The following is a 23484-nucleotide window of genomic DNA, read 5'->3' as shown; positions in this document are numbered from 1 at the left end:
TCAGTCTCCGAGGAACGCGACGATCAGGCGGTTCACGTCGGCGGCCGCCTCCATCTGCACCATGTGGCCGCTGCCGGCGATCACCTCGGCGCGCACGCCGTCCGGCAAACCCTGCGCATGCTGCGCGGGAATCACCTGATCGCGCTCGCCCCAGATCACGAGCGTGCGCGGCGCAAGCGTCGCGAGCCGGTCGCGGAACACGCGCCGCTGCGCGGCGCCGTCGAACGCGGCATGCGCGATTTTCTCGAGCGCGGCCTGCACGCCTTCGAGCCGCTTGTACTTGACGAGATCCTCGACGAGCTGCCGCGTGACCAGCGCGTTGTCCGCGAACAGCGCGCCGAGGTGCGGCTTCAGTGTGTTGCGGCTGTTGCCGGCGACGAAGCCGTCGATGTACGCGCGATTGATGTCGGTGCCGAGCCCCGCGCTCGCGATCAGCGTGAGCGATGCGACGCGTTGCGGCGCACGCTCGGCCGCCGCCATCGCAACCGCGCCGCCCATCGAATGGCCGATCAGATGCGCGCGCTCGATGTGCTGCGCATCGAGCAGCGCGAGCACCGCGTCGGCCAGTTCGTCGAGGCTGCCGGTCTCGACCGCCTTGCCCGACTCGCCGTGGCCGGGCAGATCGAGCGCCCACACCGGCCGGTGCGCGGCGAGATCCGCGTGATTGAACAGCCAGTTGTTCAGGTCGCCGCCGAAGCCGTGGATCAGCACGGCCGGCGTGCCCGCACCGTCGCCCAGCTTCAGAAAGCGGATCGTGCGGCCGCCGATCTGCGCCTTCTCCGGCTGCGGGCCGGCCGCCTCGTCGGCAGCCGCGCTCGGCACGAAATCGCGCTGGAAGTCGGCGATCGCCGCATCGATGTCGGCGTCGCTCGCATCGGCGGCCGCGACGACGCCGAGCAGCGCGCCGACGGGCAGCGTCTCGCCCGCCTGCGCGACCTGCCGGCGCAGCGTGCCGTCGAACGCGCACTCGACGCCCGACGAGATCTTGTCGGTCTCGACGTCGAGCACCTCGTCGCCCTTCGCCACGCGTTCGCCGATCGCCTTCAGCCAGCCGTTGACCTGCCCCTGCTCCATCGACAGCCCCCACTTGGGCATCGTGATCATGTGAATCGACATCGTGTCAGCTCCTCGTCTTCAGGACCGCCTGCGCAATCGCATCGGCGGACGGGATATACAGGTCTTCCAGTACGCCGGCGAACGGCGCGGGCGTATGCGGCGCCGTGACGAGCCCGATCGGCGCCTTCAGCGAGCGGAACGCGCGCTGCGCGACGAGCGCGGCGATGTCGGTCGCGATCGAGCAGCGCGGGTTCGCTTCGTCGACGACCACCACGCGCCCGGTACGCTCGGCGCTCTCGAGAATCGTTTCCTCGTCGAGCGGCGACGTCGTGCGCAGGTCGATCACGTCGCACTGGATGCCGTCCTTCGCGAGCGTCGCGGCCGCGTCCATCGCGAGATGCACCATCCGGCCGTACGTGACGATCGTCGCGTCGTCGCCGTCGCGCATCACGTTCGCCTCGCCGAACGGAATCGCATAGGATTCCTCCGGGACATCGCCCTCGCGCGTATAGAGCAGCTTGTGTTCGAGGAAGATCACGGGATCGTTGTCGCGGATCGCCTGGATCAGCAGCCCCTTCGCGTCGTACGGCGTCGACGGGCACACGACCTTCAACCCCGGGATGTGCGTGAACAGCGACGTGAGCATCTGCGAGTGCTGCGCGGCCGCGCGCAGGCCGGCGCCGTACATCGCGCGGATCACGACCGGCGTCACGGCCTTGCCGCCGAACATGTAGCGGAATTTCGCGGCCTGGTTGAAGATCTGGTCGAAGCACACGCCCATGAAATCGACGAACATCAGTTCCGCGACGGGCCGCATCCCGCACGCGGCCGCGCCGACCGCCGCGCCGATGTAGCCGCCCTCCGACAGCGGCGTATCGAGCACGCGGCCCGGAAACTTGTGGAACAGCCCCTTCGTCACGCCGAGCACGCCGCCCCATGCGTCGTCCTCGCCCGGCGCGCCCGCGCCGCCCGCGTTGTCCTCGCCCATCACGATCACGCTGTCGTCGCGCGCCATTTCCTGCGCGAGCGCCTCGTTGATCGCCTGTGAATAAGTGATCTTCCTTGCCATGTCTGTCTCCTGGAATGTTCGTTTCGCCGTGCCGGCCGCCGGGTCAACCCGCGCTCACGGATACGACACGTAGACGTCGGCGAGCAGGTCGGCGACATCCGGCAGCGGTGCCGCCTTCGCCTGCGCGACCGCGTCGTCGATCAGCGCCTTGACCTGGGCGTCGATCGCGCGCAGGTCGGCGGCGGTCAGCGCTTCGGCGCGCACGACACGCGTTTCGAAATGCTTCAGGCAGTCCTTCTCGTCGCGCAGCTTCTGCACTTCGCCCGGCGCGCGGTAGGTTTGCGCATCGCCCTCGAAGTGACCGAAATAGCGTGTGAACTTCACCTCGATGAGCGTCGGGCCGCCGCCGTTGCGCGCACGCTCGACGGCTTCGCCCAGCGCCTCGTGCACCGCGAAGAAGTCGAAGCCGTCGACGATCACGCCCGGCATCCCGAACCCGTTCGCCCGATCGGCGATGTTGTCGGTCGCAACCGACCAGCTCGACGACGTCGCTTCCGCATAGCCATTGTTTTCGGCGACGAAGATCGCGGGCAGCCGCCACACCGACGCGAGGTTCATCGATTCGAAGATCACGCCCTGGTTCGACGCGCCGTCGCCGAAGAAGCACACGCCGACGCCGCCCGTCTTCTTGTGTTTGGCCGCGAGCGCCGCGCCGCACACGAGCGGGCCGCCCGCGCCGACGATCCCGTTCGCGCCGAGCATCCCCATCGACAGATCGGCGATGTGCATCGAGCCGCCCTTGCCATGGCAGACGCCCGTCTTCTTGCCGTAGATTTCGGCCATCATCCCGTGCACGTCGACGCCCTTCGCGATGCAATGGCCGTGGCCGCGGTGCGTGGTGGCCACGTAGTCGTCGAGGCCGAGGTGCAGCATCGTGCCGACGGCGGACGCCTCCTCGCCTGCGTACAGGTGAACGAAGCCGGGGATCTCGCCGGTCGCGAATTCGACGTGCAGGCGTTCCTCGAATTCGCGGATCGTGCGCATCAGCCGGTAGGCATCCAGCAGCTTGTCCCTGCTGAGCTGTGTCGAAGCGGTCATGTGTGTCTCCTGGGTAGGTCTGACTGCGAATGCCGCCCCGGCCATGCCGCGGCGGCGGATTGCACGGTTTGCGGCCGTCAGTGGAACGTGAAGCCGCCGTCGACGTTCACGGCCTGACCCGTCACGTTGTCCATCGTCGCGAAGAACAGCGCGAGCCGGCCCATGTCTTCCGGCGTCTGCGCGCGGCCCTGCGGAATCAGCGTCAACTGGTGCCGCTGCCACGATTCCTCGACCGATTCGCCGTCGGTCTTCCATGCGTCGGACAGCCGGTCCCACATGTAGGTACGGACGATGCCGGGGCAGATTGCGTTGACGGTCACGCCGTCGCGCGCGAGCTCCTTCGCCAGCGCGTTGGTGAAGCCGACGACCGCGAATTTCGATGCGCTGTAATGCGCGAGATTCGGAAAGCCTTCCTTGCCCGCAATCGACGCGACGTTGATGATCCGGCCGCGGCCCTGCGCCTTCAGATGCGCGAGCGCCGCGCGGCAGCCGAGGAACGTGCCCTTCGCGTTCACGTCCATCACGAAATCCCAGTCGCGCTCGGTCAGTTCGGCGACCGGACGAATGCTGACCACGCCTGCGCAGTTCACGAGAATGTCGAGCCCGCCGAGCTCGGCGAGCGCCTGTGCGACCATCGCGTCGACCTGCTCGACCTGCGTGACGTCGACTTTCGCGACCGCCACCCGGCGACCGAGCGCGCGCACCTCGCGCGCGGTGGAATCGAGCGCGTCGTCGAGCAGATCGGCCAGCAGGATGTCGGCGCCGGCACCGGCGAGCGTCAGCGCGATGCCGCGGCCGATGCCGCGCGCGCCGCCCGTGACGATGGCAACCTGTCCTTCGAGAGGGGCTGTCATGGCGATGTCTCCTTGATGATCGTGACGGATGCCGAAATATCGTTGCGCCGGTCGTCAGTCGTGCCGCACACCGGCGTCACGCAGCAGTTGCCGCGACGATGCGTAGCGCAGCGTGCGGCCGACGTCGACCGTCAACGGCCCGCGCCAATCGAGCGAAATCTCGTAGCGATCGCCGCGTGCGACCTCGATCTCGCGCTCGCCGTCGAACGCGAGCGTGCCGCGCTCGAACGGAATCGCGTGCCACGCGCCCGGTTCGAGCCGCTCGCAACTGCGCATCACGACACGGTCGACGCGCCCCGGCGCGATCGGCGCGACGAGCGGTGTGCCGGCCGCGTTGCCGGCTTGCGCGAAGCGCATCGCGAGCCCGTGCGGCGCGCTGCGTTCGAGCGGCGCCCATGCGCCGCCGAGCGCGGACAGGCCGATGCCGTCCGGTTCCGCGAACGTCAGGTAGAGCGAGTCGATGTCGTCGGGGCCGGAGATCGCGCGTGCGCCGATGAAGCGCTGCCGCGCGGCGCACACGTCGACGAGCGCGATCTCCTCGCGCCCCGGCTGCTCGCCCGCGACGCAGCGCACGACGAGCCGCTTGTTGCGCACGAACGCGACCTCGGCCGGGACCGCGCCGCTCGCGGCGAGCCCTGCCGCGACGCCGGCGACGGTCGCCTCGCGATGTTCGGGAAACGCGTTGTTGGTGCCGGTGGACAGCGCGACGAGCGGCGTCGCGCCGCAATGCGCGGCCACCGCGCGATGGGTGCCGTCGCCGCCGAGCACGACGATCAGCGACACCTCCATCCGGTGCAGATAGGCAGCGCCGGCCTGCGTGTCGGCGACGGTATCGGTGATCGGCAGGTCGACGAAGTCGACCTCGGGCCAGCGCTCGTGCGGCGCGACCGCACGATGCGTGTCGATCGCGCGCAGCAGCAGCGTCGCGATGCCCGTGCGGTCGCGCAGCGTCAGCACGCGCTCGACACCCATCGCACCGATGGCCGGCCAGCAGGCGCACGATCATGTTCGCCTTCTCCGCGGTCGGAAACACGGATGCATGCGTCGTGAGGCGGCGGATGTCGCGCCCCGACGCGGGGTTCGCGATCACGCCGACGGTAACGGGCGTCGTCACGGGTTTGTCTCCATCCAGTCTGCAGGGCCCGCGCGTTGGCGCGCGCCGGCTCCGCCTGTTTCGTCCGCCGCCATCGACGGGCGGCGGATCGTCGTCGCCGATGCGATCGCGCCGGCTTGCCCTTATCTCTGCAAGCGGCGTGCCATCGTGCGTGCGATGGCCGCGAAACCCGCGTCCGCACTGGCGCAGCGGGCCTGCACGGGTTCGGAATGCGCGACCGTGACGACGCGGCGCGCATCGAATTCGCCGGGACGTCTCACCTCGTCGATACGGCGAACGCGATCGTCGCGGCGCCCGCGCATGCGCGTCGTTCCGCCGCAAACCCAGCGTTCGCGCGGCGTCGCGCAGGCGACGTCCCGCCGCACGCCGCGCATCCGGCCGTCTCAACGGCGCGAGACACGTTGCGATACCGGTGAGACGACCGTCTCACGCACATCGCGTGCTGCGATGCAATGTGATCCGCCGGACCGGATGTGCTACAAGAACAGCGACATCCCCGCCGTACGGAACCGGAGCCGACCATGCCCTACGCCGTCCCCCAGGCCCAGCACGCCGACCGTGTACTTGGCGCGCTCGCCGGACGCCTGCCCGCGCCGGCGGATTCCGCGCGTCTCGTGTCGTCGTGGCAGCGGTCGCTGGAGCGCTACCGCCTCGACCCCGCTTCGTCGATCGGCCCGCGCGTGCTGACCGCGGCGGAGCTGCGCGAAGTACGCGACAAGGAAGAAGCCTTCCTGCGCGCGTCGGGCCAGTGCCTGACGCGGCTGCACGACATGATCCGCGTCGCCGACTACTGCGTGATGCTGACCGACGCGCACGGCGTGACGATCGACTATCGGATCGACCGCGAACGCCGCAACGACTTCCGTCACGCGGGGCTGCACATCGGCTCGTGCTGGTCGGAAAGCGAGGAAGGCACCTGCGGTGTCGCGAGCGTGCTGACCGATCTCGCGCCGATCACCGTGCACAAGACCGATCACTTTCGTGCGGCGTTCACGACGCTCACGTGCAGCGCGGCGCCGATCTTCTCGCCGGGCGGCGAACTGATCGGCGTGCTCGACGCGTCGGCCGTGCACTCGCCGGACGGCCGCGACAGCCAGCGCCTCGTCTACCAGCTCGTGCGACAGAGCGCGGCGCTGATCGAGGACGGCTACTTCGTGCACAGCACCGCGCAGCACTGGATATTGTTCGGGCATCCGAACCGTCACTACGTCGAGGCGCAGCCCGAGTGGCTGATCGCGTTCGACGAATGCGGCAACATCGTCGCCGCGAACCGGCAGGCGCGCGACGCGCTGCCGGCGCTACGCGAGCCGCGCCATATCGACGAGATCTTCGATGCGACCGAAATGCCGCTGCGCGACGCCGCGCGGCTCGATGCGATCGTCGCGCTGCGGCTGCGCGCGACCGGCGCCCCGCTCTACGCGCGGCTGCGTGCGCCGCTACGGCGCGCCGGCCGCGAACCCGGCGCGGCATCGCGCCGCCCGGGCACCACCGCGCCGCGTCACGTCGGCGCGCTGACGCCGTTCCTGAACAGCAGCGCCCCGCGCATCGCGCAACAGGCGGAACTCGCGCTGCGGGTCGCGAGCAAGCGGCTGCCGATCCTCGTGCTCGGCGAAACCGGCGCGGGCAAGGAAGTGTTCGCCCGCGCGATCCACGACGCCGGCCCACGGCGCGCGCGGCCGTTCGTCGCCGTCAACTGCGGCGCGCTGCCGGAAGCGCTGATCGAGAGCGAACTGTTCGGTTATGCGGCCGGCGCGTTCACCGGCGCACGCAAGCACGGTGCGCGCGGCAAGATCGCGCTCGCCGACGGCGGGACGCTGTTTCTCGATGAAATCGGCGACATGCCGCTCGCGCTGCAGACGCGTCTGTTGCGCGTACTGGCCGACGGCGAGGTCGTGCCGCTGGGCAGCGATACGCCCGTGCGTGTCGACCTCGACGTGATCTGCGCGACCCACCGCGATCTCGCGCGGATGGTGGCCGACGGCACGTTCCGCGAAGACCTGTACTACCGGTTGAGCGGTGCGACGTTCGACCTGCCGCCGTTGCGCGAACGCGCGGACGTGCGCGACGTGATCGCCGCCGTATTCGCCGAGGAAGCGCAGGCGACCGGCCACGTGCTCACGCTCGACGCGACGCTCGCCGAACAGCTCGCCGCGTATCCATGGCCGGGCAACGTGCGGCAACTGCGTAACGTGCTGCGCTATGCATGCGCGGTGTGCGACGCCGCACGCGTGACGCGGCGCGACCTGCCGGCCGATCTCGCCGCGCAACTCGACGGCGCCCAGACGGGCGCGCTGCCCGATGGCGAACGCGGCCGCATCGTCGCCGCGCTCACAGCGCATCGCTGGCGGCCCGACGCGACCGCCCGCGCGCTCGGCATGTCGCGCGCGACGCTGTATCGGCGCATCGCGAAGTACCGGATCGTCGCGCCGCACCGCGCGTGACGCACCGGCGCACGCTCCGTCAGGCGGGCTGCCCGGCCGCTTCGTTCGCGTCGTCCGCCACGCCGGCCGCTTCGTCGCGCCGCGTGAACACCTCGTGCGCGGCGAACAGCGCGTTGAGCGCGGCCGGCATCCCCGCATACACGGCCATCTGCATGAACACCTCGACGATCTCGTCGCGCGTGCAGCCGACGTTCAGCGCGGCCTCGATATGCACCTTCAATTGCGGCTGCGCGTTGCCGAGCGCGGCCAGCGCCGCGATCGTCGCGATTTCGCGCGCCTTCAGGTCGAGCTGCGGCCGGCTGTAAATGTCGCCGAAGCTGAATTCGACCAGCAGCCGCCCGAAGTCCGGCGCGATCGGCGCAAGCGCCGCGATCACGCGTTCGCCCACTTCGCCGTCGATTTCCTTGAGTTTGTTCCAGCCGCGCGTGTAGCGATCCTCAGCGAGTCGTTCCATCGTGTCCGTCCTGTTCCGATAAAGAGTGAGAAGGATTCGCCCGTCGTTCCGTTTCCCGTGCCTGCGCCTCGTAGTACGCGATCTTGTCGCCGATCGCATCGAGGTTCGCCTGCAGCTCCGCGATATGCGCGCGCACCGCGTCGCGATGCGCGACCAGCAAGTCGCGCCGCGCGCCGAACGTCGACTCGCCCTGCTCGCGCAGCACCGCGAACGCCTGGATCTGCGCGATCGGCATGCCGGTCGCCTTCAGGCGCATCACGAAGGCCAGCCCGGCAAGGTCGGCCGGTGCATAGAGCCGGTGCCCGGCCGCCGTGCGCGAAATCGCACGCAGCAGGCCGGCCTGCTCGTAATACCGCAACGTATGCGTCGACACGCCCGTCAGTTCGGCGACTTGCCCGATCGTCAGCGGACCGGCGGCGGAGGGTTGGGATACGGTTTTCGACATGGCAGGAACAAGGTTAGGAGTTAGAGTTCACTCTAAGTCAAGCGTCGTCGAACGGCCAGCGTCGCGACAACCGGCGACACCGTAAAGAATGGTCAAAATCGGCGCATGGCATCGGTTTCGGCCTTTACAGCACCGCAAGCCTTCAGCAAGATTCGGTCAGCTTGTCTTAAAAAGGGCACGCATTTGTCCTATGCTTAACGGCGACGCCCGGCCACCTCGCGCCCCGTCGTCCGTTGCAACAGCCATTCATCCGTCAGAACCAGGGAGCCTTTGCCATGCTGAAAAAGCTGCTGATGCTGTTCGTCGCGCTATCGCTGTCGCTCGCCGCCGGCCTTGCCGCAGCCGTCGAAGTCAACACGGCCGACCAGGCCGCGCTCGAATCCGTGAAGGGTCTCGGGCCCGTGAAGTCGAAGGCGATCATCGACGAACGCACCAAGAACGGCCCGTTCAAGGACGCCGACGATCTCGCAAACCGCGTGAAGGGCCTCGGCACGAAGTCGGTCGGGCATCTCGAGGAAAACGGCCTGACGATCGGCGGCGCGTCGACGCCGCCGAAGGGCGTGAAGCTGTCGAAGCCGGCCGCGACGACGTCCGCGACCACGTCGACCACGACGTCGGCGGGCACCGCATCGACGTCCACGACCGCGACGGCCGGCACGACGACCGCGGCGCCCGCGCCGACGGCGAGCGCACCGGAGGCGGCCGCCAAGCCGGCCAAGACCAAGCGCGCATCGAAGAAGGAAAAGGCGGCAGCGGCTGCCGCGGCATCCGCCGACGCGGGTGCGAGCGCACCGGCGGCCGCGTCGTCCACGAAGGCGACGAAGGGTTCGAAGAAGAAGAGCAAGAAGGACAAGGCAGCCTCCGCCGCCGCGGCGTCGGGCGCCTGATGTGCGCCGCGCGCACGACGGCGTGCGCGCGGCATTCGTTCAACGGGCGCCGTCGTCACGGCGCCCTTTTCAGTAAAGGTGAAGAACCATGGGTCTCCTCGACATCGTTGGCGGTCTGATCGGCGGCCAGGCCGGCGGCAACTCGCAAAGCGCGCTGATCGCGACCGCGCTCGAATTCATCAACAACCAGCCGGGCGGCCTGAACGGGCTGATCGAGAAGTTCAAGGCCGGCGGCGCCGGCGACGTGATCGGTTCGTGGGTCGGCAACGGCGAAAACCAGCCGATCTCGCCGGACACGCTGCAGAACGTACTGGGCTCGGACGTCGTCGGCTCGCTCGCGAGCAAGGTCGGCATCGATCCGGCGCAGGCCTCGTCGATCCTCGCGCAGGTGCTGCCGCACGTCGTCAACGGCGCGACGCCGAACGGCGAAGTGCCGGCCGGCGGCCAGGTCGACACGTCGAACGTGCTCGGCACGCTCACGCAGCTCGCCGGCATGTTCGGCGGCAACAAGCAGGCCTGAGCGCCCGCCGCGACCGGGCGGCCCGTTCGGCCGCTCCATAAGCAAACACCCCGCCGAGGCGGGGTGTTCGTTTTTGCGCCCGGTGCGAACCGGGCGCGCTGCCGACGGCAGGCGATCAGTGAACGACGCGGTCGAACACGAACTGGCCGTCGTTGACGTCGACCGGGATCACGTCCTTCGGGCCGAAGCGGCCGGCGAGGATCAGCTTCGCGACCGGGTTCTCGATCTCCTGCTGGATCGCGCGCTTCAGCGGCCGGGCGCCGAACAGCGGATCGTAGCCGACCTTCCCGATCTGTTCGAGCGCTGCGGGCGACACGTCGAGCGCCATGTCGAGCTTTGCGAGCCGGTCGTGCAGGCGCGCGAGCTGGATCTTCGCGATCGATTCGATGTTGCTGCGGTCGAGCGCATGGAACACGACGACGTCGTCGATCCGGTTCAGGAACTCGGGACGGAAGTGCTGCTTCACCTCGAGCCACACGGCGTCCTTGATCTCTTCCTGCGGCGCCCCCGTCATGGCCTGAATCACCTGCGAGCCGAGGTTCGACGTCATCACGATCACCGTGTTCTTGAAGTCGACCGTACGCCCCTGCCCGTCGGTCATGCGGCCGTCGTCGAGCACCTGCAGCAGCACGTTGAACACGTCCGGATGCGCCTTCTCGATCTCGTCGAGCAGGATCACGCTGTACGGCTTGCGACGCACGGCTTCGGTCAGGTAGCCGCCTTCCTCGTAGCCGACATAGCCCGGCGGCGCGCCGATCAGCCGCGCGACACTGTGCTTCTCCATGAATTCGCTCATGTCGATGCGAATCAGGTGCTCTTCCGAATCGAACAGGAACGACGCCAGCGCCTTGCACAGCTCGGTCTTGCCGACCCCCGTCGGGCCGAGGAACAGGAACGAGCCGTACGGACGGTTCGGATCGGCGAGACCCGCGCGCGAACGACGGATCGCATCGGCCACCGCGCTGATCGCCTCGTCCTGGCCGACCACGCGCTCGTGCAGCTTTTCCTCGATGTGCAGCAGCTTCTCGCGCTCGCCCTGCATCATCCGCGACACGGGAATGCCCGTCGAACGCGACACCACTTCCGCGATTTCCTCGGCGCCGACCTGCGTGCGCAGCAGGCGCGGGCGGGTCGGGTTGTGCTGCTCCTGCTCTTCGGCCTGTGTGACCTGCTTCAGTTGCGACTCGAGCTGCGGCAGCTTGCCGTACTGCAGCTCGGCAACCTTCTCCAGCTTGCCTTCACGCTGCAGGCGCGCGATGTCCGCCCGCACCTTCTCGATCTCTTCCTTGAGCTGCGCGCTGCCCTGCACCGCGGCTTTCTCGGCGGTCCAGATCTCCTCCAGGTCCGCATATTCGCGGCCGAGGCGATCGATCTCTTCCTCGATCAGTTGCAGGCGCTTCTGCGACGCTTCGTCCTGCTCCTTCTTCACGGCTTCGCGCTCGATCTTCAGCTGGATCAGACGACGGTCGAGCTTGTCCATCTCTTCGGGCTTCGAATCGATTTCCATCTTGATCTTCGAAGCGGCCTCGTCGATCAGGTCGATGGCCTTGTCGGGCAGGAAGCGGTCGGTGATGTAGCGATGCGACAGCTCGGCCGCGGCGACGATCGCCGGGTCGGTGATGTCCACGCCGTGGTGCAGTTCGTACTTCTCCTGCAGCCCGCGCAGGATCGCGATCGTCGCCTCGACGCTCGGCTCGTCGACGAGCACCTTCTGGAAGCGGCGTTCGAGCGCGGCGTCCTTCTCGATGTACTTGCGGTATTCGTCGAGCGTGGTCGCGCCGATGCAGTGCAGTTCGCCGCGCGACAGCGCCGGCTTCAGCATGTTGCCCGCGTCCATCGCGCCTTCGGCCTTGCCCGCCCCGACCATCGTGTGGATCTCGTCGATGAAGACGATCGTCTGCCCTTCGTCCTTCGCGATATCGTTGAGCACCGCCTTCAGGCGCTCCTCGAACTCGCCGCGATACTTCGCGCCGGCGAGCAGCGCGGCCATGTCGAGCGACAGCACGCGCTTGCCCTTGAGCGTCTCGGGCACTTCGCCGTTGACGATCCGCTGCGCGAGCCCTTCGACGATCGCGGTCTTGCCGACACCCGGCTCGCCGATCAGCACCGGGTTGTTCTTGGTGCGGCGCTGCAGGATCTGGATCGAGCGGCGGATTTCGTCGTCGCGGCCGATCACCGGGTCGAGCTTGCCCGCGCGGGCGCGCTCGGTCAGGTCGACCGTGTATTTCTTCAGCGCCTCGCGCTGGCTTTCCGCGTCCTGGCTGTGCACCTGCGAGCCGCCGCGCACCGCGGCGATCGCGGCTTCGAGCGACTTGCGCGTGAGGCCGTGCTGGCGTGCGAGCTTGCCGGCCTCGCCCTTGTCGTCGGACACGGCGAGCAGGAACATCTCGCTCGCGATGAACGTGTCGTTGAGCTTCTGTGCTTCCTTGTCGGCCTGGTTCAGCAGTCCGGCCAACTCACGGCCGACCTGGATGTCGCCACCCGTGCCCGTCACTTGCGGCAGGCGCGAGATCGCTTCGTTCAGCGCGCCTTGCAGCGCCTGCACGTGCACGCCCGCGCGCGACATCAGCGAGCGGGCCGAGCCGTCCTGCTGCGCGATGAGCGCCGCCAGCACGTGAACGGGTTCGATGTATTGATTGTCGCGGCCGGCGGCAAGGCTTTGCGCGTCCGCGAGTGCTTCCTGGAACTTGGTGGTGAGCTTGTCGATTCTCATTTAGTCGAGACCTCCAATTTTCGATTAACACCAAGATGAGGATGGCTATGCGGCTTTCAAGCGAAATTCGGGTTGATTCAGCGCAAAAATTGCCGGATAGCCTGAAAACGGTCCAGCGGCGCGATGGGGACGGAATCGCCGTGCGGCGCGCGGCGTCCGCGTGTCAGTGGGTGTTGGACGACGGCTCGGCGGCAGCCGGTGCGTCGTCCGGCACCGGCGCGGCACGCACGAGCGCGACCGGACGGATGCCGAGCAGCGCCACGAGCGGCGATGCGGGCTCGGCCAGTTCGCCGAGCGTGTGGCGATCGAGTTCCGCGAAGAACGCGTCGCGCGCGGCCGCCAGCACGCCCTTCAGCCGGCACTGCGGCTCGATCACGCAGCCGCGCGACTCGCTGCCGTCGGGCGAAAAGCAGCCGACCAGCGCGAAGTCGTTCTCGGTCGCCCGCACGACCTGGCCGACCGTCAGTTCCAGCGAATCGGCAAACAGCCGCAACCCGCCGTTGCGGCCGCGAACGGTGTCGACCCAGCCCAGTTCGCCGAGTCGCTGGACGACTTTCATCAGATGGTTCTTCGAGATGCCGTAGGCGTCCGAGATCTCCTGGATGGTCGCGAGCCCCTCACCGCGCACGGCCAGGTACAGCATCACGCGTAGCGAATAGTCGGTGTAGTCGGTGAGTCTCATGAGCGAATACGGAAAAGATCGATCGTGCCCCGATTACCTGAGCCGGGCGGCGCTCGATGCGTGCAGGGCCGATGATGGTGCCGTGGCACGGCCGCGGGTTGCCGGGAGCGCGTGCGCGCAATAAGATGCGCAGTATCTACACGTTTTTCAGGGGTTATAGGACGCTATTTTGCGTCAAAATCCGGCCGGCGTCCTGCTCGTCGCCCGCGCCGCCGCCCCGATCCACCGGCCCCTTTTTTGTCATGACTGCCCTGCCCGCCTCGCCCGAACCCGCACCGGCCCGCCCTCGCGACGCCGAGCCGACCGAAGACAACATCCGCGATCTCGTCTACGCGTTCTACGACCGCGTGCGCGCCGATCCGCTGCTCGGGCCCGTGTTCGACGCGAAGCTGGCCGGGCGCTGGGACGATCATCTGCCGAAGATGGTGACGTTCTGGTCGAGCCTCGTGCTCGGCACCAAGGGCTATCGCGGCAACGTGCAGCAAGCGCACCAGCCGCTCGACGGGATCGAGCCGGCCCATTTCAGCCGCTGGCTGGCGCTGTTCCTGAAGACCGTCGAGGCGCGCTACGCGCCGCCCGCGGCGATCCGTTTCATGGAGCCCGCATTGCGGATCGCGCAGAGCCTGCAGTTGAGCCGGTTCGGCTGGGACTACCGGATTCCGCCCGAGCAGCAGGCGCTCCTCGACGCGATCGCGCCGCGCCGCCGCGACACGGGCGACGATCCGCATGGGTTGCCGTCGCGCGCCCGCGGCGAGCCGTTTCCGGCCAAGATCATCGGGCGCGGCGTCGACCCGGACGCGTAACGCCCCTCGCGCACGACGATGGCGCGCCTGCGGCACATCGCCGCATCGCCCGGGTGCCGCGCTCAGCGCGGCGTGTTGCCCGACTCGACGCCCCAGCGCGCGAGCGCGGCGTCGTCGGTACTGCGCGCATCGACCCAGCGCTCGCCGTCCGGCGTCGTTTCCTTCTTCCAGAACGGCGCTTCGGTCTTCAGATAGTCCATCACGAACTCGCACGACGCGAACGCATCGCCGCGGTGCGCCGCGACCGTCGCGACCATCACGATCTGGTCGAGGGGCAGCAGCCTGCCGACGCGATGCACGATCGCGACGTCGATGCCCGGCCAGCGCCGGCCGGCCTCGGCCGCGATCTTCTCGAGCGCCTTCTCGGTCATTCCAGGATAGTGCTCGAGTTCCATGACGGCGACCGCATCGCCTTCGTTCAGATCGCGCACCGTGCCGACGAAGCACGCGACCGCGCCGATCTTCGGGTTGCGCGCACGCAATGCCGTCACTTCGGCATTCAGATCGAAATCGTCGGTCTGGACTCGTACCATAACCATCGTTTGCTCCTGCTCCTGTCGACCCGAGTTGGCGCTTTGGCGCTTACTCGGGTCCCATGCAACGCTGTCGACCCGCGTGAGCGCTTCAGTGCCTACCCCGGGCCCCATGCAAGACTCAACCGCCCGTCACCGGCGGGAAGAACGCGACCTCGCAACCTTCGGTGAGCCGCGTGCCGGGATCGGTCATCTCGTGGTTGCATGCCATGCGCAATGCGCGCCCTTCGGCGAGCGTGTCGGCCCACGCGCCGCCGCGCACGCGCAGCCACGCGCGCACGTCGCCGACGGTCGTCACGCTGTCCGGCACGTCGGCTTCTTCGTCGGCCACGCCCAGTGCTTCACGCACGCTTGCAAAAAATTTCAGCTGAATCTTCATGGTTCGGGGAGCCGCCGCGTTACGACAGCAATTCGGAAAACGGAATGAAACGCACGGTCTCGCCTGCGCTGATCGCGTGCTGCGGCGGATTGTCGATCAGGCCATCGCCCCAGACCGTCGACGTGAGCACGGCCGAGCTCTGGTTCGGGAACAGGTCGAGGCCGCCGGCCGCATTGACGCGCGCCCGCAGGAATTCGTTGCGCCGGTCGCCCTTGCTCTGCGAAAAATCGGCGCGCAGCGACAACGCGCGCGGCGCGACGTCGCGCACGCCGGACAGGCGCAGCAGGAACGGCCGCACGAACAGCAGGAACGTGACGAAGCTCGACACAGGGTTGCCGGGCAGCCCGATGAAATGCGCATCGGCGCGCGCGTCGCCGCGGCGCACCGCGCCGTACGCGAGCGGCTTGCCGGGTTTCATCGCGATCTGCCACAGCGCGAGCCGCCCTTCGGCCTCGACGGCCGGCTTCACGTGATCCTCGTCGCCGACCGACACGCCGCCGCTCGTCAGGATCACGTCGTGATCGCGGGCGGCCTCGCGCAGCGTGTCGCGCGTCGCGACCAGCGAGTCGGGCACGATCCCGTAGTCGGTCACGTGGCAGCCGAGCCGCTCGAGCAGCCCGCGCAGCGTGAAGCGGTTCGAGTTGTAGATCGCACCGGGCTTCAGCGGCTCGCCGGGCATCGTCAGTTCGTCGCCGGTGAAGAACACCGCCACGCGAATCCGCCGCGCGACCGACAGTTGCGCGCAGCCGACCGATGCGGCCAGGCCGAGCGCCTGCGGCGTGAGCCGCGTGCCGGCCGGCAGGATCACCGCACCCCGACGGATGTCCGCGCCCTGCGCGGTGATCCATTCGCCGGCCTTCGGCGTGTGGAGGATCTCGACCGCGTCGCCGTCGGCCGACGTCTGCTCCTGCATCACGACGGCGTCGGCGCCCGGCGGCACCGTCGCGCCGGTGAAGATCCGCGCGGCCGTGCCGGCCGCGAGCGGCGCGGCCGGATGGCCGGCCGGAATGCGCTGCGACACCGGCAAGCGTCGATCGCCGTGCAGCAGATCGGCGACGCGCACCGCATAGCCGTCCATCGCGCTCGTATGCATCGGCGGCACGTCGAGCGGCGAGCTCACGTCGGCCGCCAGCACGCGGCCGAGCGCGTCGAGCGTGGCGACGGTTTCGGCGCCGGGCAGCGGCTGCGCGGCATCGAGCAGCGCGGCAAGCGCCTCGGCGGTCGACAGCATCGGCGCGCGCGGCGCCGCGGGATTCGGGTTCGACATCGATGGAATCGGGAATCGTTGGAGTCAGTACGTCATTGTAGCGACGCCGCCACGCGGGCGCGCGATATGGCGGACATGCGAAGACTGTGATCGGCGCGAACGCGCGGATTTGGCACGTGTTTCGCGCCACCTGCGATGCCGCAGGCCAAACGAAACGGCCGGAACCCCGATCCGTTCGACGAATCGGCATTCCGGCCGTCCTGCACGACCGGGCCCGCAGGCCCGGCCGCGCGTCATGCGCCCGTATGGGCGGCGATGAAGTCCTTCACCTGCTGCGCGTCGGCCTTCACGACCTCGAAGCGCTGCGGCAGCGCCTCGAGCCCGTCGAATGCGGCCGGCCGCTCGGCTTCGCGATCGAGCGCTTCGCGAATCGTCTCGCCGAACTTGATCGGCTGCGCCGTCTCGAGCACGACCATCGGCACGCCGGCCTCCAGATGCTCGCGCGCGACCTTCACGCCGTCGGCCGTATGCGTATCGATCATCGTGTCGTAGCGCGAGAACACGTCGCGGATCGTCGCGATACGGTCGGTGTGGCTGCTGCGGCCGGACACGAAACCGAATTCGGCGACGCGCGCGAAATCGCCGCTCGCCGCGAGATCGAAGCCGCCCTTCTCCTCGACGTCGCGGAACAGTTGCATCACGCGGGCCGGATCGCGGCCGAGCAGGTCGAACACGAAGCGCTCGAAGTTCGATGCCTTCGAGATGTCCATGCTCGGGCTGCTCGTGTGATAGGTGTGCTCGGCGCTGCGCACGCGATACGCGCCGGTGCGGAAGAACTCGTCGAGCACGTCGTTCTCGTTGGTCGCGACCACCAGCTTCGCGATCGGCAGCCCCATCATCCGCGCGATGTGGCCCGCGCAGACGTTGCCGAAATTGCCCGACGGCACCGTGAACGATACGCGCTCGTCGTTGGACCGCGTCGCCGCGAAGTAGCCCTTGAAGTAGTACACGACCTGCGCGACGACACGCGCCCAGTTGATCGAGTTGACGGTGCCGATCTTCTGCCGCGCCTTGAACGCATGATCGTTCGACACGGCCTTCACGATGTCCTGGCAATCGTCGAACACGCCTTCGACCGCGAGGTTGAAGATGTTCGGATCCTGCAGGCTGAACATCTGCGCCGTCTGGAACGCGCTCATCTTCTTGTGCGGCGACAGCATGAACACGCGCACGCCGGCCTTGCCGCGCATCGCGTATTCGGCCGCGCTGCCGGTATCGCCCGACGTCGCGCCGAGGATGTTCAGCGTTTCGCCATGCTTGGCGAGCGTGTACTCGAACAGGTTGCCGAGCAACTGCATCGCCATGTCCTTGAACGCGAGCGTCGGGCCGTTCGACAGTTCGAGCAGCGACAGCGCCGCGCCGCTCTCGGTGCCGAGCGTCTTCAGCGGCGTGATGTCGGACGCGTTCTCGCCGTGGCGCGTGTTGCTGTACACGGCGGCCGTATACGTGCGGCGGGTGATCGCGCGCAGGTCGTCGGCCGGCACGTCGTCGCAGAACTTCGACAGGATCTCGAATGCGAGATCCGCGTACGGCAGCGTGCGCCAGCGCGCGAGCTCGTCGGCGGAGACCTTCGGGTATTCGGCCGGCAGATAGAGCCCGCCGTCCTTCGCGAGACCGCCGAGCAGGATGTCGGAGAACGTGTGGCGCTCGCCGATGCCGGCGCCGCGCGTGGAGATGTAGTTCATGTCGTCAGCCTCAGTTCAGCGCTTCCATGCGCAGCTTCGTCACCTTCGACACGACGGTCGCGAGGCTCTCGATTTGTGCGATCGCCGCATTGACGTTCTTCTCGACCGTTTCGTGCGTGATCAGGATGATGTCGGTTTCGCCGTTCGCGCCGTCGATCTGCTCCGATTCCTTCTGCAGCAGCGCGTCGATCGAGATGCCCGATTCGGCGAGGATGCGCGTGATGGCGGCGAGCACGCCGGTCTGGTCGGCGACGCGCAGGCGCAGGTAGTAGCCGCTCGTCACTTCCTCGATCGGCAAAATCGGCGTGTTCGACAGGCTGTCCGGCTGGAACGCGAGGTGCGGCACGCGGTGCTCGGGATCGGCCGTATGCAGGCGCGTGACGTCGACGAGATCCGCGACCACGGCCGACGCTGTCGGCTCCGCGCCCGCACCCTTGCCGTAGTACAGCGTCGTGCCAACCGCATCGCCGTGCACGACGACCGCGTTCATTGCACCCTCGACGTTCGCGAGCAGGCGCTTTTCCGGGATCAGCGTCGGGTGCACGCGCAGCTCGATGCCGTTCGTGGCGCGGCGCGCGATGCCGAGCAGCTTGATCCGGTAACCGAGCTCCTCCGCGTAGCGGATGTCGGTCGCGTCGAGCTTGCTGATGCCTTCGACGTACGCGCGGTCGAACTGCACCGGCACGCCGAACGCGATCGCGCTCATGATCGTCGCCTTGTGCGCGGCGTCGACGCCCTCGATGTCGAAGGTCGGATCGGCTTCCGCATAACCGAGTTCCTGCGCGGCCTTCAGCGCGGTCGCGAAGTCGAGCCCGCGGTCGCGCATTTCCGACAGGATGTAGTTCGTCGTGCCGTTGATGATGCCGGCGATGTACTGGATGCGGTTCGCGGTCAGGCCTTCGCGCAGCGCCTTGATGATCGGGATGCCGCCGGCGACGGCCGCCTCGAACGCGACCATCACGCCTTGCTCGCGCGCGGCTTCGAAGATCTCGGTGCCGTGCACCGCGAGCAGCGCCTTGTTCGCCGTCACGACGTGCTTGCCGTTCGCGATCGCGCGCAGCACGAGCTCGCGCGCGATGCCCGTGCCGCCGATCATCTCGGCGACGATCGCGATCGACGGATCGTCGACGACCGCGTTGAAATCGTCGGTGATCTGCGCGGTGCCGGCGTGAGCGCCGAGCGCGGCCTGCGCCTTGGCCGGGTTGCGCACGGCGATGCGCGCGACCTCGATGCCGCGTCCCGCGCGTCGTTTGATTTCTTCCTGGTTGCGGTGCAACACCGTGAAGGTGCCGCTGCCGACGGTGCCGAAGCCCAACAGGCCAACTTTGATCGGTTCCATGCTGCGTGTGATCGATGAGTAAGAAGTAGTGAGTTCCGTGCGGCCCCTGCCCGCTCAGACCGAATGGCGCTTGCGGTAGCCGTCGAGAAAGCGTGCGATCCGGTTGATCGAATCGGCCAGGTCGTCGAGGTTCGGCAGGAAGACCACGCGGAAGTGGTCCGGCGCCGCCCAGTTGAAACCCGTGCCCTGCACGAGCAGCACGCGTTCCTCGAGCAGCAGGTCGAGAATGAACTGCTGGTCGTTCTGGATCGGGTAGAGCTTCGGGTCGAGGCGCGGAAACATGTACAGCGCGGCCTGCGGTTTCACGCAGGTCACGCCCGGGATCGACGTCAGCATGTCGTACGCGAGTTCGCGCTGCTTGTACAGGCGCCCGCTCGGCACGATCAGCTCGTTGATGCTCTGGTAGCCGCCGAGCGCCGTCTGGATTGCGAACTGGCCGGGCACGTTCGCGCACAGGCGCATCGACGACAGGATGCCGAGCCCTTCGAGGTAGTCCTTCGCGCGCCGGCGGTTGTCGCCGCCGAGGCCCGACACGGCCATCCAGCCCGCGCGATAGCCGCACGACCGATAGCTCTTCGACAGGCTGTTGAACGTGACGGTGATCACGTCCTCCGACAACGCACCCAACGCGGTGTGCTCGAGGCCGTCGTAGACGATCTTGTCGTAGACCTCGTCGGCGAACACGATCAGCCCGTGCTGGCGCGCGATCTCGAGCAGCTCGAGCAGCAATTCGTCGGAATAAAGCGCGCCGGTCGGATTGTTCGGGTTGATCACGACGATCGCCTTCGTGTTCGGCGTGATCTTGCTGCGGATGTCGTCGAGATCGGGCATCCACGCGTTCTGCTCGTCGCACACGTAGTGCACGGGCGTGCCGCCCGACAGGCTCACGGCCGCCGTCCACAGCGGGTAGTCGGGCGCGGGCAGCAACACTTCGTCGCCGTCGTTCAGCAGCGCCTGGGTCGCCATCACGATCAGCTCGGACGCGCCGTTGCCGATGTAGATGTCGTCGAGGCCGACGCCGACGACGCCCTTTTCCTGCGTGTAGTGCATCACGGCCTTGCGCGCCGAGAACACGCCCTTCGAGTCCGAATAGCCGGACGACGCCGGCAGGTTGCGGATCATGTCCTGGATGATCTCGTCCGGCGCGTCGAACCCGAACGGCGCGAGGTTGCCGATGTTCAGCTTGATGATGCGGTGGCCTTCTTCCTCGAGGCGCTTCGCGTGCTCGAGCACCGGGCCACGGATGTCGTAGCAGACGTTGAGCAGCTTGTTCGACTTCTGAATCGGTTTCACGACGACACGGTTCCTGGGTTGGCCTTGCGGCCGGGGGACGGGATCAAAACTGGAAAGCGGCCGGTCTGTGCGCGCTGTCTAGGCTGGGAAAAAGCGGCGGTCGGACGCGGCTTGTGGCGGCGCACGACGCGAGTGGCGCCCGCGGGCGACCAAAAAGTTATAATTTAGCGGATTTTGGCCGACTTTCGCAATGCACCATAGCCGTGCCGGGCCCGCGCCGTCGGGCGTCCGCGCGTGCCCGAGGGCGCGAAACCGGCCGGCCGGGCCGGTACGGCCCTGCCAACCCATTCCTACGGAACCGCGGAATACCGATTTGAAACTGCACCAGGACACGAGCGGCGCGCTCAACACCGTCACCGGCTACGGCCCCGATTATGTCGACGTCAACCTCGAACGCCATGAAACGAGCGTCATCGTGCTGCCCGGCGCGCCGGTCCAGACCTGGCCCGTGTCGTCGTTCGACGCGCTCGCGCCCGAGCATTTCGCGATGCTGCTCGACCCGACGCCCGAGCTCGTGATCTTCGGCAGCGGCGCGCGGCTGCGCTTCCCGCATCCGCGGCTCGTCGCGGCGCTCACCGCGAAGCGGATCGGCGTCGAAACGATGGATTTCCAGGCCGCCTGCCGCACCTACAACATCCTGATGGCCGAGGGCCGCAAAGTCGCCGCCGCGCTCTTAATTGAACGTTAACCCCCGATGCGGTAAAAATCGGGCCGGCGCAGCGGGTCGATCCCCCGATCGCCCCGGCCAGGCCGCCCGGCCCCGGCGCATCCGCCGGCGGCCCGTCACAACAACCAAACAGGCTGAAAACCCATGAACGATACGCCGTCGAGGCTACCGCTCAATCGCATCACGCTCGTCCTCCTGCTCGTCGCGCTCACGATCGTCTGGTTCGCGCCGCTCGGGCTGCGCCACTTGATCCCAAGCGACGAAGGCCGCTATGCGGAAATGGCGCGCGAGATGTTCGTCACCGGCGACTGGATCACGCCGCGCTACAACGGCTACAAGTACTTCGAGAAGCCGCCGCTGCAAACCTGGCTGAACGCGCTGACGTTCGCGTGGTTCGGCATCGGCGAGTGGCAGGCGCGTCTGTATACCGCGGTGGCGAGCTTCGCCGGCGTGCTGCTCGTCGGCTACACCGGCGCGCGCCTGTTCAACCCGCTGTCGGGCTTCCTCGCGGCCGTCGTGCTCGCCAGCTCGCCGTACTGGAACCTGATGGGCCACTTCAACGCGCTCGACATGGGGCTCGCGTTCTGGATGGCGCTGTCGCTCTGCTCGCTGCTGCTCGCGCAACGGCCCGGGCTGCGCCCGAGCGCGGTGCGCGGCTGGATGTGGGCGTGCTGGGCCGCGATGGCGTTCGCGGTGCTGTCCAAGGGCCTCGTCGGCCTGATCCTGCCCGGCGCCGTGCTCGTGCTGTATACGCTGATCGCGCGCGACTGGGCATTGTGGAAGCGCCTGTACCTGGTCAGCGGCCTCGTGATCTTCTTCGCGATCGTCATGCCGTGGTTCGTGCTCGTCCAGCAGCGCAACCCCGAATTCTTCAACTTCTTCTTCATCGTCCAGCAGTTCCGCCGGTACCTGACCCCGGAACAGAACCGCCCGGGCCCGCTGTACTACTTCGTGCCCGTGCTGCTGGTCGGCTTCCTGCCGTGGCTGTCGGTCGCGTGGCAGAGCATCCGTCATGCGCTGCGCATGCCGCGCCAGCCGAACGGCTTCTCGCCGATGCTCGTGCTGCTGATCTGGAGCGCGTTCATCTTCCTGTTCTTCAGCGCGTCGCATTCGAAGCTGATCTCGTACGTGCTGCCGGTCGCACCGGCGCTCGCGCTGATTATCGGCGCGTACCTGCCGCTGATGACGGCCGAGCGCTTCCGTCGCCATCTGCTCGGCTACCTCGTGTTCTTCGTCGCCGCGGCGTTCGGGATCATCTTCCTCGCTTATCAAGGCGACGCCCGCACGCCGAACGCGCTGTACCGCGCTTTCCAGATGTGGCTGTACGCCGGTCTCGCGGTCTCGGCCGCGCTGACGCTCGCGGCCGCGTGGCTGAACCGCCGCGCGGGCGTGACCGCCGCGCTCGCCGCGTTCGGCGCCGCGTGGCTCGCGTTCGGGACGATCGGCGGCACCGGGCACGACGAGTTCGGCCGCTACAGCTCGGGCGCGCTGCTCGCGCCGGCCGTGCGCGCCGAACTGGCGAAACTGCCGCCCGACACGCCGTTCTACTCGGTCGAGATGCTCGATCACACGTTCCCGTTCTACATGGGCCACACGACGATCATGGTGCAGCGCCAGGACGAGCTCGCGTTCGGGATCTCGGTCGAGCCGAACAAGTGGATTCCGACCGTCGGCGAATGGATCACGCGCTGGAAGCAGGACGCCCATGCGCTCGCGATCATGGCGCCCGGCCAGTACGACGCGCTGGTCAAGGAAGGCGTGCCGATGCGCGTGATCGCGCGCGACAACCGCCGCGTGATCGTCGAGAAACCGCAATCGTAAGGACGCCCCCGCATGAATCCCGTTTCGTTCGTCTGCATCGTCACCGGCGTGATGCTCAACGCCTGTGCGCAACTTCTGCTGAAAGCCGGCGTCAACGCCGTTGGACACTTCGAATTCAGCCGTGCGAACATCATCCCGGTCGGGCTCAAGATCGCGACCCAACTGCCGATCATCGGCGGCCTCGGCTGCTACGTGCTGAGCGTCGTCGTGTGGATCGTCGGGCTGTCGCGGGTCGACGTGTCGATCGCGTACCCGATGCTGTCGCTCGGCTACGTCGTCAATGCGTTCGCGGCGTGGTACCTGTTCGGCGAGGTGTTGTCGGTCCAGCGGCTCGTCGGCATCGGCATCATCCTGATCGGCGTGCTCGTGCTCGCGCGCAGTTGAGCACGGCCCGCCGCGTTAAGCGTCCGCCTACAAAAAATCA

The 23484-nt window shown here is 67.9% G+C and carries 22 protein-coding genes and 1 pseudogene; 7 read left to right on the top strand and 16 right to left on the bottom strand.

The features are described from left to right. From WS89_RS10060 to WS89_RS34425, 6 genes and pseudogenes are all read right to left on the bottom strand, one after another. The gene (locus WS89_RS10060) at window positions 1-1116 is read right to left on the bottom strand and encodes an acetoin dehydrogenase dihydrolipoyllysine-residue acetyltransferase subunit (protein WP_059790747.1); all 1116 of its coding nucleotides are present in this window, start codon (window positions 1114-1116) and stop codon (window positions 1-3) included. Between the two features lie 4 nt (window positions 1117-1120). After that, window positions 1121-2125 carry an alpha-ketoacid dehydrogenase subunit beta gene (locus tag WS89_RS10055; protein WP_059504955.1) on the bottom strand — a complete coding sequence of 335 codons (1005 nt, stop codon included), beginning with the start codon at window positions 2123-2125 and terminating at the stop codon, window positions 1121-1123. Between the two features lie 54 nt (window positions 2126-2179). Then, window positions 2180-3163, bottom strand: a complete 984-nt coding sequence (locus WS89_RS10050) for a thiamine pyrophosphate-dependent dehydrogenase E1 component subunit alpha (protein WP_059790745.1) — start codon at window positions 3161-3163, stop codon at window positions 2180-2182. Between the two features lie 77 nt (window positions 3164-3240). Then, complete coding sequence (locus WS89_RS10045) at window positions 3241-4017, bottom strand: SDR family NAD(P)-dependent oxidoreductase (RefSeq protein ID WP_059790742.1); 777 nt, start codon at window positions 4015-4017, stop codon at window positions 3241-3243. A gap of 54 nt (window positions 4018-4071) precedes the next feature. Then, window positions 4072-5131: pseudogene (locus WS89_RS10040) on the bottom strand (ATP-NAD kinase family protein). 122 nt (window positions 5132-5253) lie between these two features. Next, complete coding sequence (locus WS89_RS34425) at window positions 5254-5505, bottom strand: hypothetical protein (RefSeq protein ID WP_059790740.1); 252 nt, start codon at window positions 5503-5505, stop codon at window positions 5254-5256. A gap of 147 nt (window positions 5506-5652) precedes the next feature. Between WS89_RS34425 and WS89_RS10030 the strand changes: the two genes are divergently transcribed. Beyond that, window positions 5653-7572: a sigma-54-dependent Fis family transcriptional regulator gene (locus WS89_RS10030; RefSeq protein ID WP_059790738.1), complete on the top strand. Its 1920-nt coding sequence runs from the start codon at window positions 5653-5655 to the stop codon at window positions 7570-7572. A gap of 19 nt (window positions 7573-7591) precedes the next feature. On the opposite strand, the gene WS89_RS10025 is transcribed toward WS89_RS10030, so the two are convergent. Further along, complete coding sequence (locus tag WS89_RS10025) at window positions 7592-8026, bottom strand: carboxymuconolactone decarboxylase family protein (RefSeq protein WP_059790736.1); 435 nt, start codon at window positions 8024-8026, stop codon at window positions 7592-7594. After that, window positions 8010-8471 (bottom strand): MerR family transcriptional regulator, encoded by a 462-nt coding sequence (locus tag WS89_RS10020; protein ID WP_059790734.1) that lies wholly within the window; start codon window positions 8469-8471, stop codon window positions 8010-8012. Before WS89_RS10020 ends, WS89_RS10025 begins: the two co-directional genes overlap by 17 nt. Window positions 8472-8746: 275 nt before the next feature. Between WS89_RS10020 and WS89_RS10015 the strand changes: the two genes are divergently transcribed. Together WS89_RS10015 and WS89_RS10010 are read left to right on the top strand one after the other, a co-directional pair. Further along, on the top strand, window positions 8747-9358 hold the full coding sequence (locus WS89_RS10015; RefSeq protein WP_006496393.1) for a ComEA family DNA-binding protein: 612 nt from the start codon (window positions 8747-8749) through the stop codon (window positions 9356-9358). An 88-nt stretch (window positions 9359-9446) separates the two neighbouring features. Then, entirely contained in the window at window positions 9447-9878 is a 432-nt protein-coding gene (locus WS89_RS10010) for a YidB family protein (protein ID WP_059790732.1), read from the top strand. A 115-nt stretch (window positions 9879-9993) separates the two neighbouring features. Here the strand turns inward: WS89_RS10010 and clpB are convergent, their stop codons facing one another. After that, on the bottom strand, window positions 9994-12591 hold the full coding sequence (gene clpB / locus WS89_RS10005; RefSeq protein WP_059504973.1) for an ATP-dependent chaperone ClpB: 2598 nt from the start codon (window positions 12589-12591) through the stop codon (window positions 9994-9996). A gap of 163 nt (window positions 12592-12754) precedes the next feature. Continuing rightward, window positions 12755-13273 (bottom strand): Rrf2 family transcriptional regulator, encoded by a 519-nt coding sequence (locus WS89_RS10000; protein WP_059790730.1) that lies wholly within the window; start codon window positions 13271-13273, stop codon window positions 12755-12757. 242 nt (window positions 13274-13515) lie between these two features. On the opposite strand from WS89_RS10000, the gene WS89_RS09995 reads away from it, so the two are divergent. Then, complete coding sequence (locus WS89_RS09995) at window positions 13516-14076, top strand: group III truncated hemoglobin (RefSeq protein WP_059790729.1); 561 nt, start codon at window positions 13516-13518, stop codon at window positions 14074-14076. Between the two features lie 62 nt (window positions 14077-14138). On the opposite strand, the gene WS89_RS09990 is transcribed toward WS89_RS09995, so the two are convergent. The 6 genes from WS89_RS09990 to WS89_RS09965 all read right to left on the bottom strand — a co-directional run bounded on the left by WS89_RS09990 (window position 14139) and on the right by WS89_RS09965 (window position 20572). Then, window positions 14139-14615, bottom strand: a complete 477-nt coding sequence (locus WS89_RS09990; RefSeq protein WP_059790727.1) for a molybdenum cofactor biosynthesis protein MoaE — start codon at window positions 14613-14615, stop codon at window positions 14139-14141. 115 nt (window positions 14616-14730) lie between these two features. After that, on the bottom strand, window positions 14731-14988 hold the full coding sequence (gene moaD, locus WS89_RS09985; protein WP_059790725.1) for a molybdopterin converting factor subunit 1: 258 nt from the start codon (window positions 14986-14988) through the stop codon (window positions 14731-14733). A gap of 19 nt (window positions 14989-15007) precedes the next feature. Next, complete coding sequence (locus WS89_RS09980) at window positions 15008-16255, bottom strand: molybdopterin molybdotransferase MoeA (RefSeq protein ID WP_059790723.1); 1248 nt, start codon at window positions 16253-16255, stop codon at window positions 15008-15010. A gap of 233 nt (window positions 16256-16488) precedes the next feature. Next, on the bottom strand, window positions 16489-17940 hold the full coding sequence (thrC, locus tag WS89_RS09975) for a threonine synthase (protein ID WP_059790721.1): 1452 nt from the start codon (window positions 17938-17940) through the stop codon (window positions 16489-16491). A gap of 10 nt (window positions 17941-17950) precedes the next feature. Beyond that, complete coding sequence (locus WS89_RS09970) at window positions 17951-19279, bottom strand: homoserine dehydrogenase (protein WP_059504983.1); 1329 nt, start codon at window positions 19277-19279, stop codon at window positions 17951-17953. 54 nt (window positions 19280-19333) lie between these two features. Continuing rightward, window positions 19334-20572 carry a pyridoxal phosphate-dependent aminotransferase gene (locus WS89_RS09965; protein ID WP_059504985.1) on the bottom strand — a complete coding sequence of 413 codons (1239 nt, stop codon included), beginning with the start codon at window positions 20570-20572 and terminating at the stop codon, window positions 19334-19336. Window positions 20573-20885: 313 nt separating this feature from the next. On the opposite strand from WS89_RS09965, the gene WS89_RS09960 reads away from it, so the two are divergent. The 3 genes from WS89_RS09960 to WS89_RS09950 all read left to right on the top strand — a co-directional run bounded on the left by WS89_RS09960 (window position 20886) and on the right by WS89_RS09950 (window position 23444). Beyond that, window positions 20886-21260: an Mth938-like domain-containing protein gene (locus tag WS89_RS09960; RefSeq protein WP_059504987.1), complete on the top strand. Its 375-nt coding sequence runs from the start codon at window positions 20886-20888 to the stop codon at window positions 21258-21260. Between the two features lie 123 nt (window positions 21261-21383). Beyond that, window positions 21384-23060 carry a glycosyltransferase family 39 protein gene (locus tag WS89_RS09955; RefSeq protein ID WP_059790719.1) on the top strand — a complete coding sequence of 559 codons (1677 nt, stop codon included), beginning with the start codon at window positions 21384-21386 and terminating at the stop codon, window positions 23058-23060. A gap of 12 nt (window positions 23061-23072) precedes the next feature. After that, entirely contained in the window at window positions 23073-23444 is a 372-nt protein-coding gene (locus WS89_RS09950; RefSeq protein ID WP_006482863.1) for an EamA family transporter, read from the top strand. Window positions 23445-23484: the final 40 nt, after the last annotated feature.

Origin of the sequence: Burkholderia sp. MSMB1072 (genome assembly GCF_001524725.1) — a bacterium.
Taxonomy (GTDB): domain Bacteria; phylum Pseudomonadota; class Gammaproteobacteria; order Burkholderiales; family Burkholderiaceae; genus Burkholderia.
Note: the sequence above shows the minus strand (reverse complement) of the source record. Positions and strands in the feature narration are given on the sequence as shown.

Coding starts and splice junctions, on each gene's coding strand:
- WS89_RS10000 (WP_059790730.1), bottom strand. CDS start 13,273: ATGAGACTCACCGACTACACCGACTATTCGCTACGCGTGATGCTGTAC.
- WS89_RS09970 (WP_059504983.1), bottom strand. CDS start 19,279: ATGGAACCGATCAAAGTTGGCCTGTTGGGCTTCGGCACCGTCGGCAGC.
- WS89_RS10025 (WP_059790736.1), bottom strand. CDS start 8,026: ATGGAACGACTCGCTGAGGATCGCTACACGCGCGGCTGGAACAAACTC.
- WS89_RS34425 (WP_059790740.1), bottom strand. CDS start 5,505: ATGCGCGGCGTGCGGCGGGACGTCGCCTGCGCGACGCCGCGCGAACGC.
- moaD (WP_059790725.1), bottom strand. CDS start 14,988: ATGAAGATTCAGCTGAAATTTTTTGCAAGCGTGCGTGAAGCACTGGGC.
- WS89_RS09990 (WP_059790727.1), bottom strand. CDS start 14,615: ATGGTTATGGTACGAGTCCAGACCGACGATTTCGATCTGAATGCCGAA.
- WS89_RS09995 (WP_059790729.1), top strand. CDS start 13,516: ATGACTGCCCTGCCCGCCTCGCCCGAACCCGCACCGGCCCGCCCTCGC.
- WS89_RS10045 (WP_059790742.1), bottom strand. CDS start 4,017: ATGACAGCCCCTCTCGAAGGACAGGTTGCCATCGTCACGGGCGGCGCG.
- WS89_RS10030 (WP_059790738.1), top strand. CDS start 5,653: ATGCCCTACGCCGTCCCCCAGGCCCAGCACGCCGACCGTGTACTTGGC.
- WS89_RS09955 (WP_059790719.1), top strand. CDS start 21,384: ATGAACGATACGCCGTCGAGGCTACCGCTCAATCGCATCACGCTCGTC.
- thrC (WP_059790721.1), bottom strand. CDS start 17,940: ATGAACTACATCTCCACGCGCGGCGCCGGCATCGGCGAGCGCCACACG.
- WS89_RS09980 (WP_059790723.1), bottom strand. CDS start 16,255: ATGTCGAACCCGAATCCCGCGGCGCCGCGCGCGCCGATGCTGTCGACC.
- WS89_RS10060 (WP_059790747.1), bottom strand. CDS start 1,116: ATGTCGATTCACATGATCACGATGCCCAAGTGGGGGCTGTCGATGGAG.
- WS89_RS10050 (WP_059790745.1), bottom strand. CDS start 3,163: ATGACCGCTTCGACACAGCTCAGCAGGGACAAGCTGCTGGATGCCTAC.
- clpB (WP_059504973.1), bottom strand. CDS start 12,591: ATGAGAATCGACAAGCTCACCACCAAGTTCCAGGAAGCACTCGCGGAC.
- WS89_RS10015 (WP_006496393.1), top strand. CDS start 8,747: ATGCTGAAAAAGCTGCTGATGCTGTTCGTCGCGCTATCGCTGTCGCTC.
- WS89_RS09950 (WP_006482863.1), top strand. CDS start 23,073: ATGAATCCCGTTTCGTTCGTCTGCATCGTCACCGGCGTGATGCTCAAC.
- WS89_RS10010 (WP_059790732.1), top strand. CDS start 9,447: ATGGGTCTCCTCGACATCGTTGGCGGTCTGATCGGCGGCCAGGCCGGC.
- WS89_RS10055 (WP_059504955.1), bottom strand. CDS start 2,125: ATGGCAAGGAAGATCACTTATTCACAGGCGATCAACGAGGCGCTCGCG.
- WS89_RS10020 (WP_059790734.1), bottom strand. CDS start 8,471: ATGTCGAAAACCGTATCCCAACCCTCCGCCGCCGGTCCGCTGACGATC.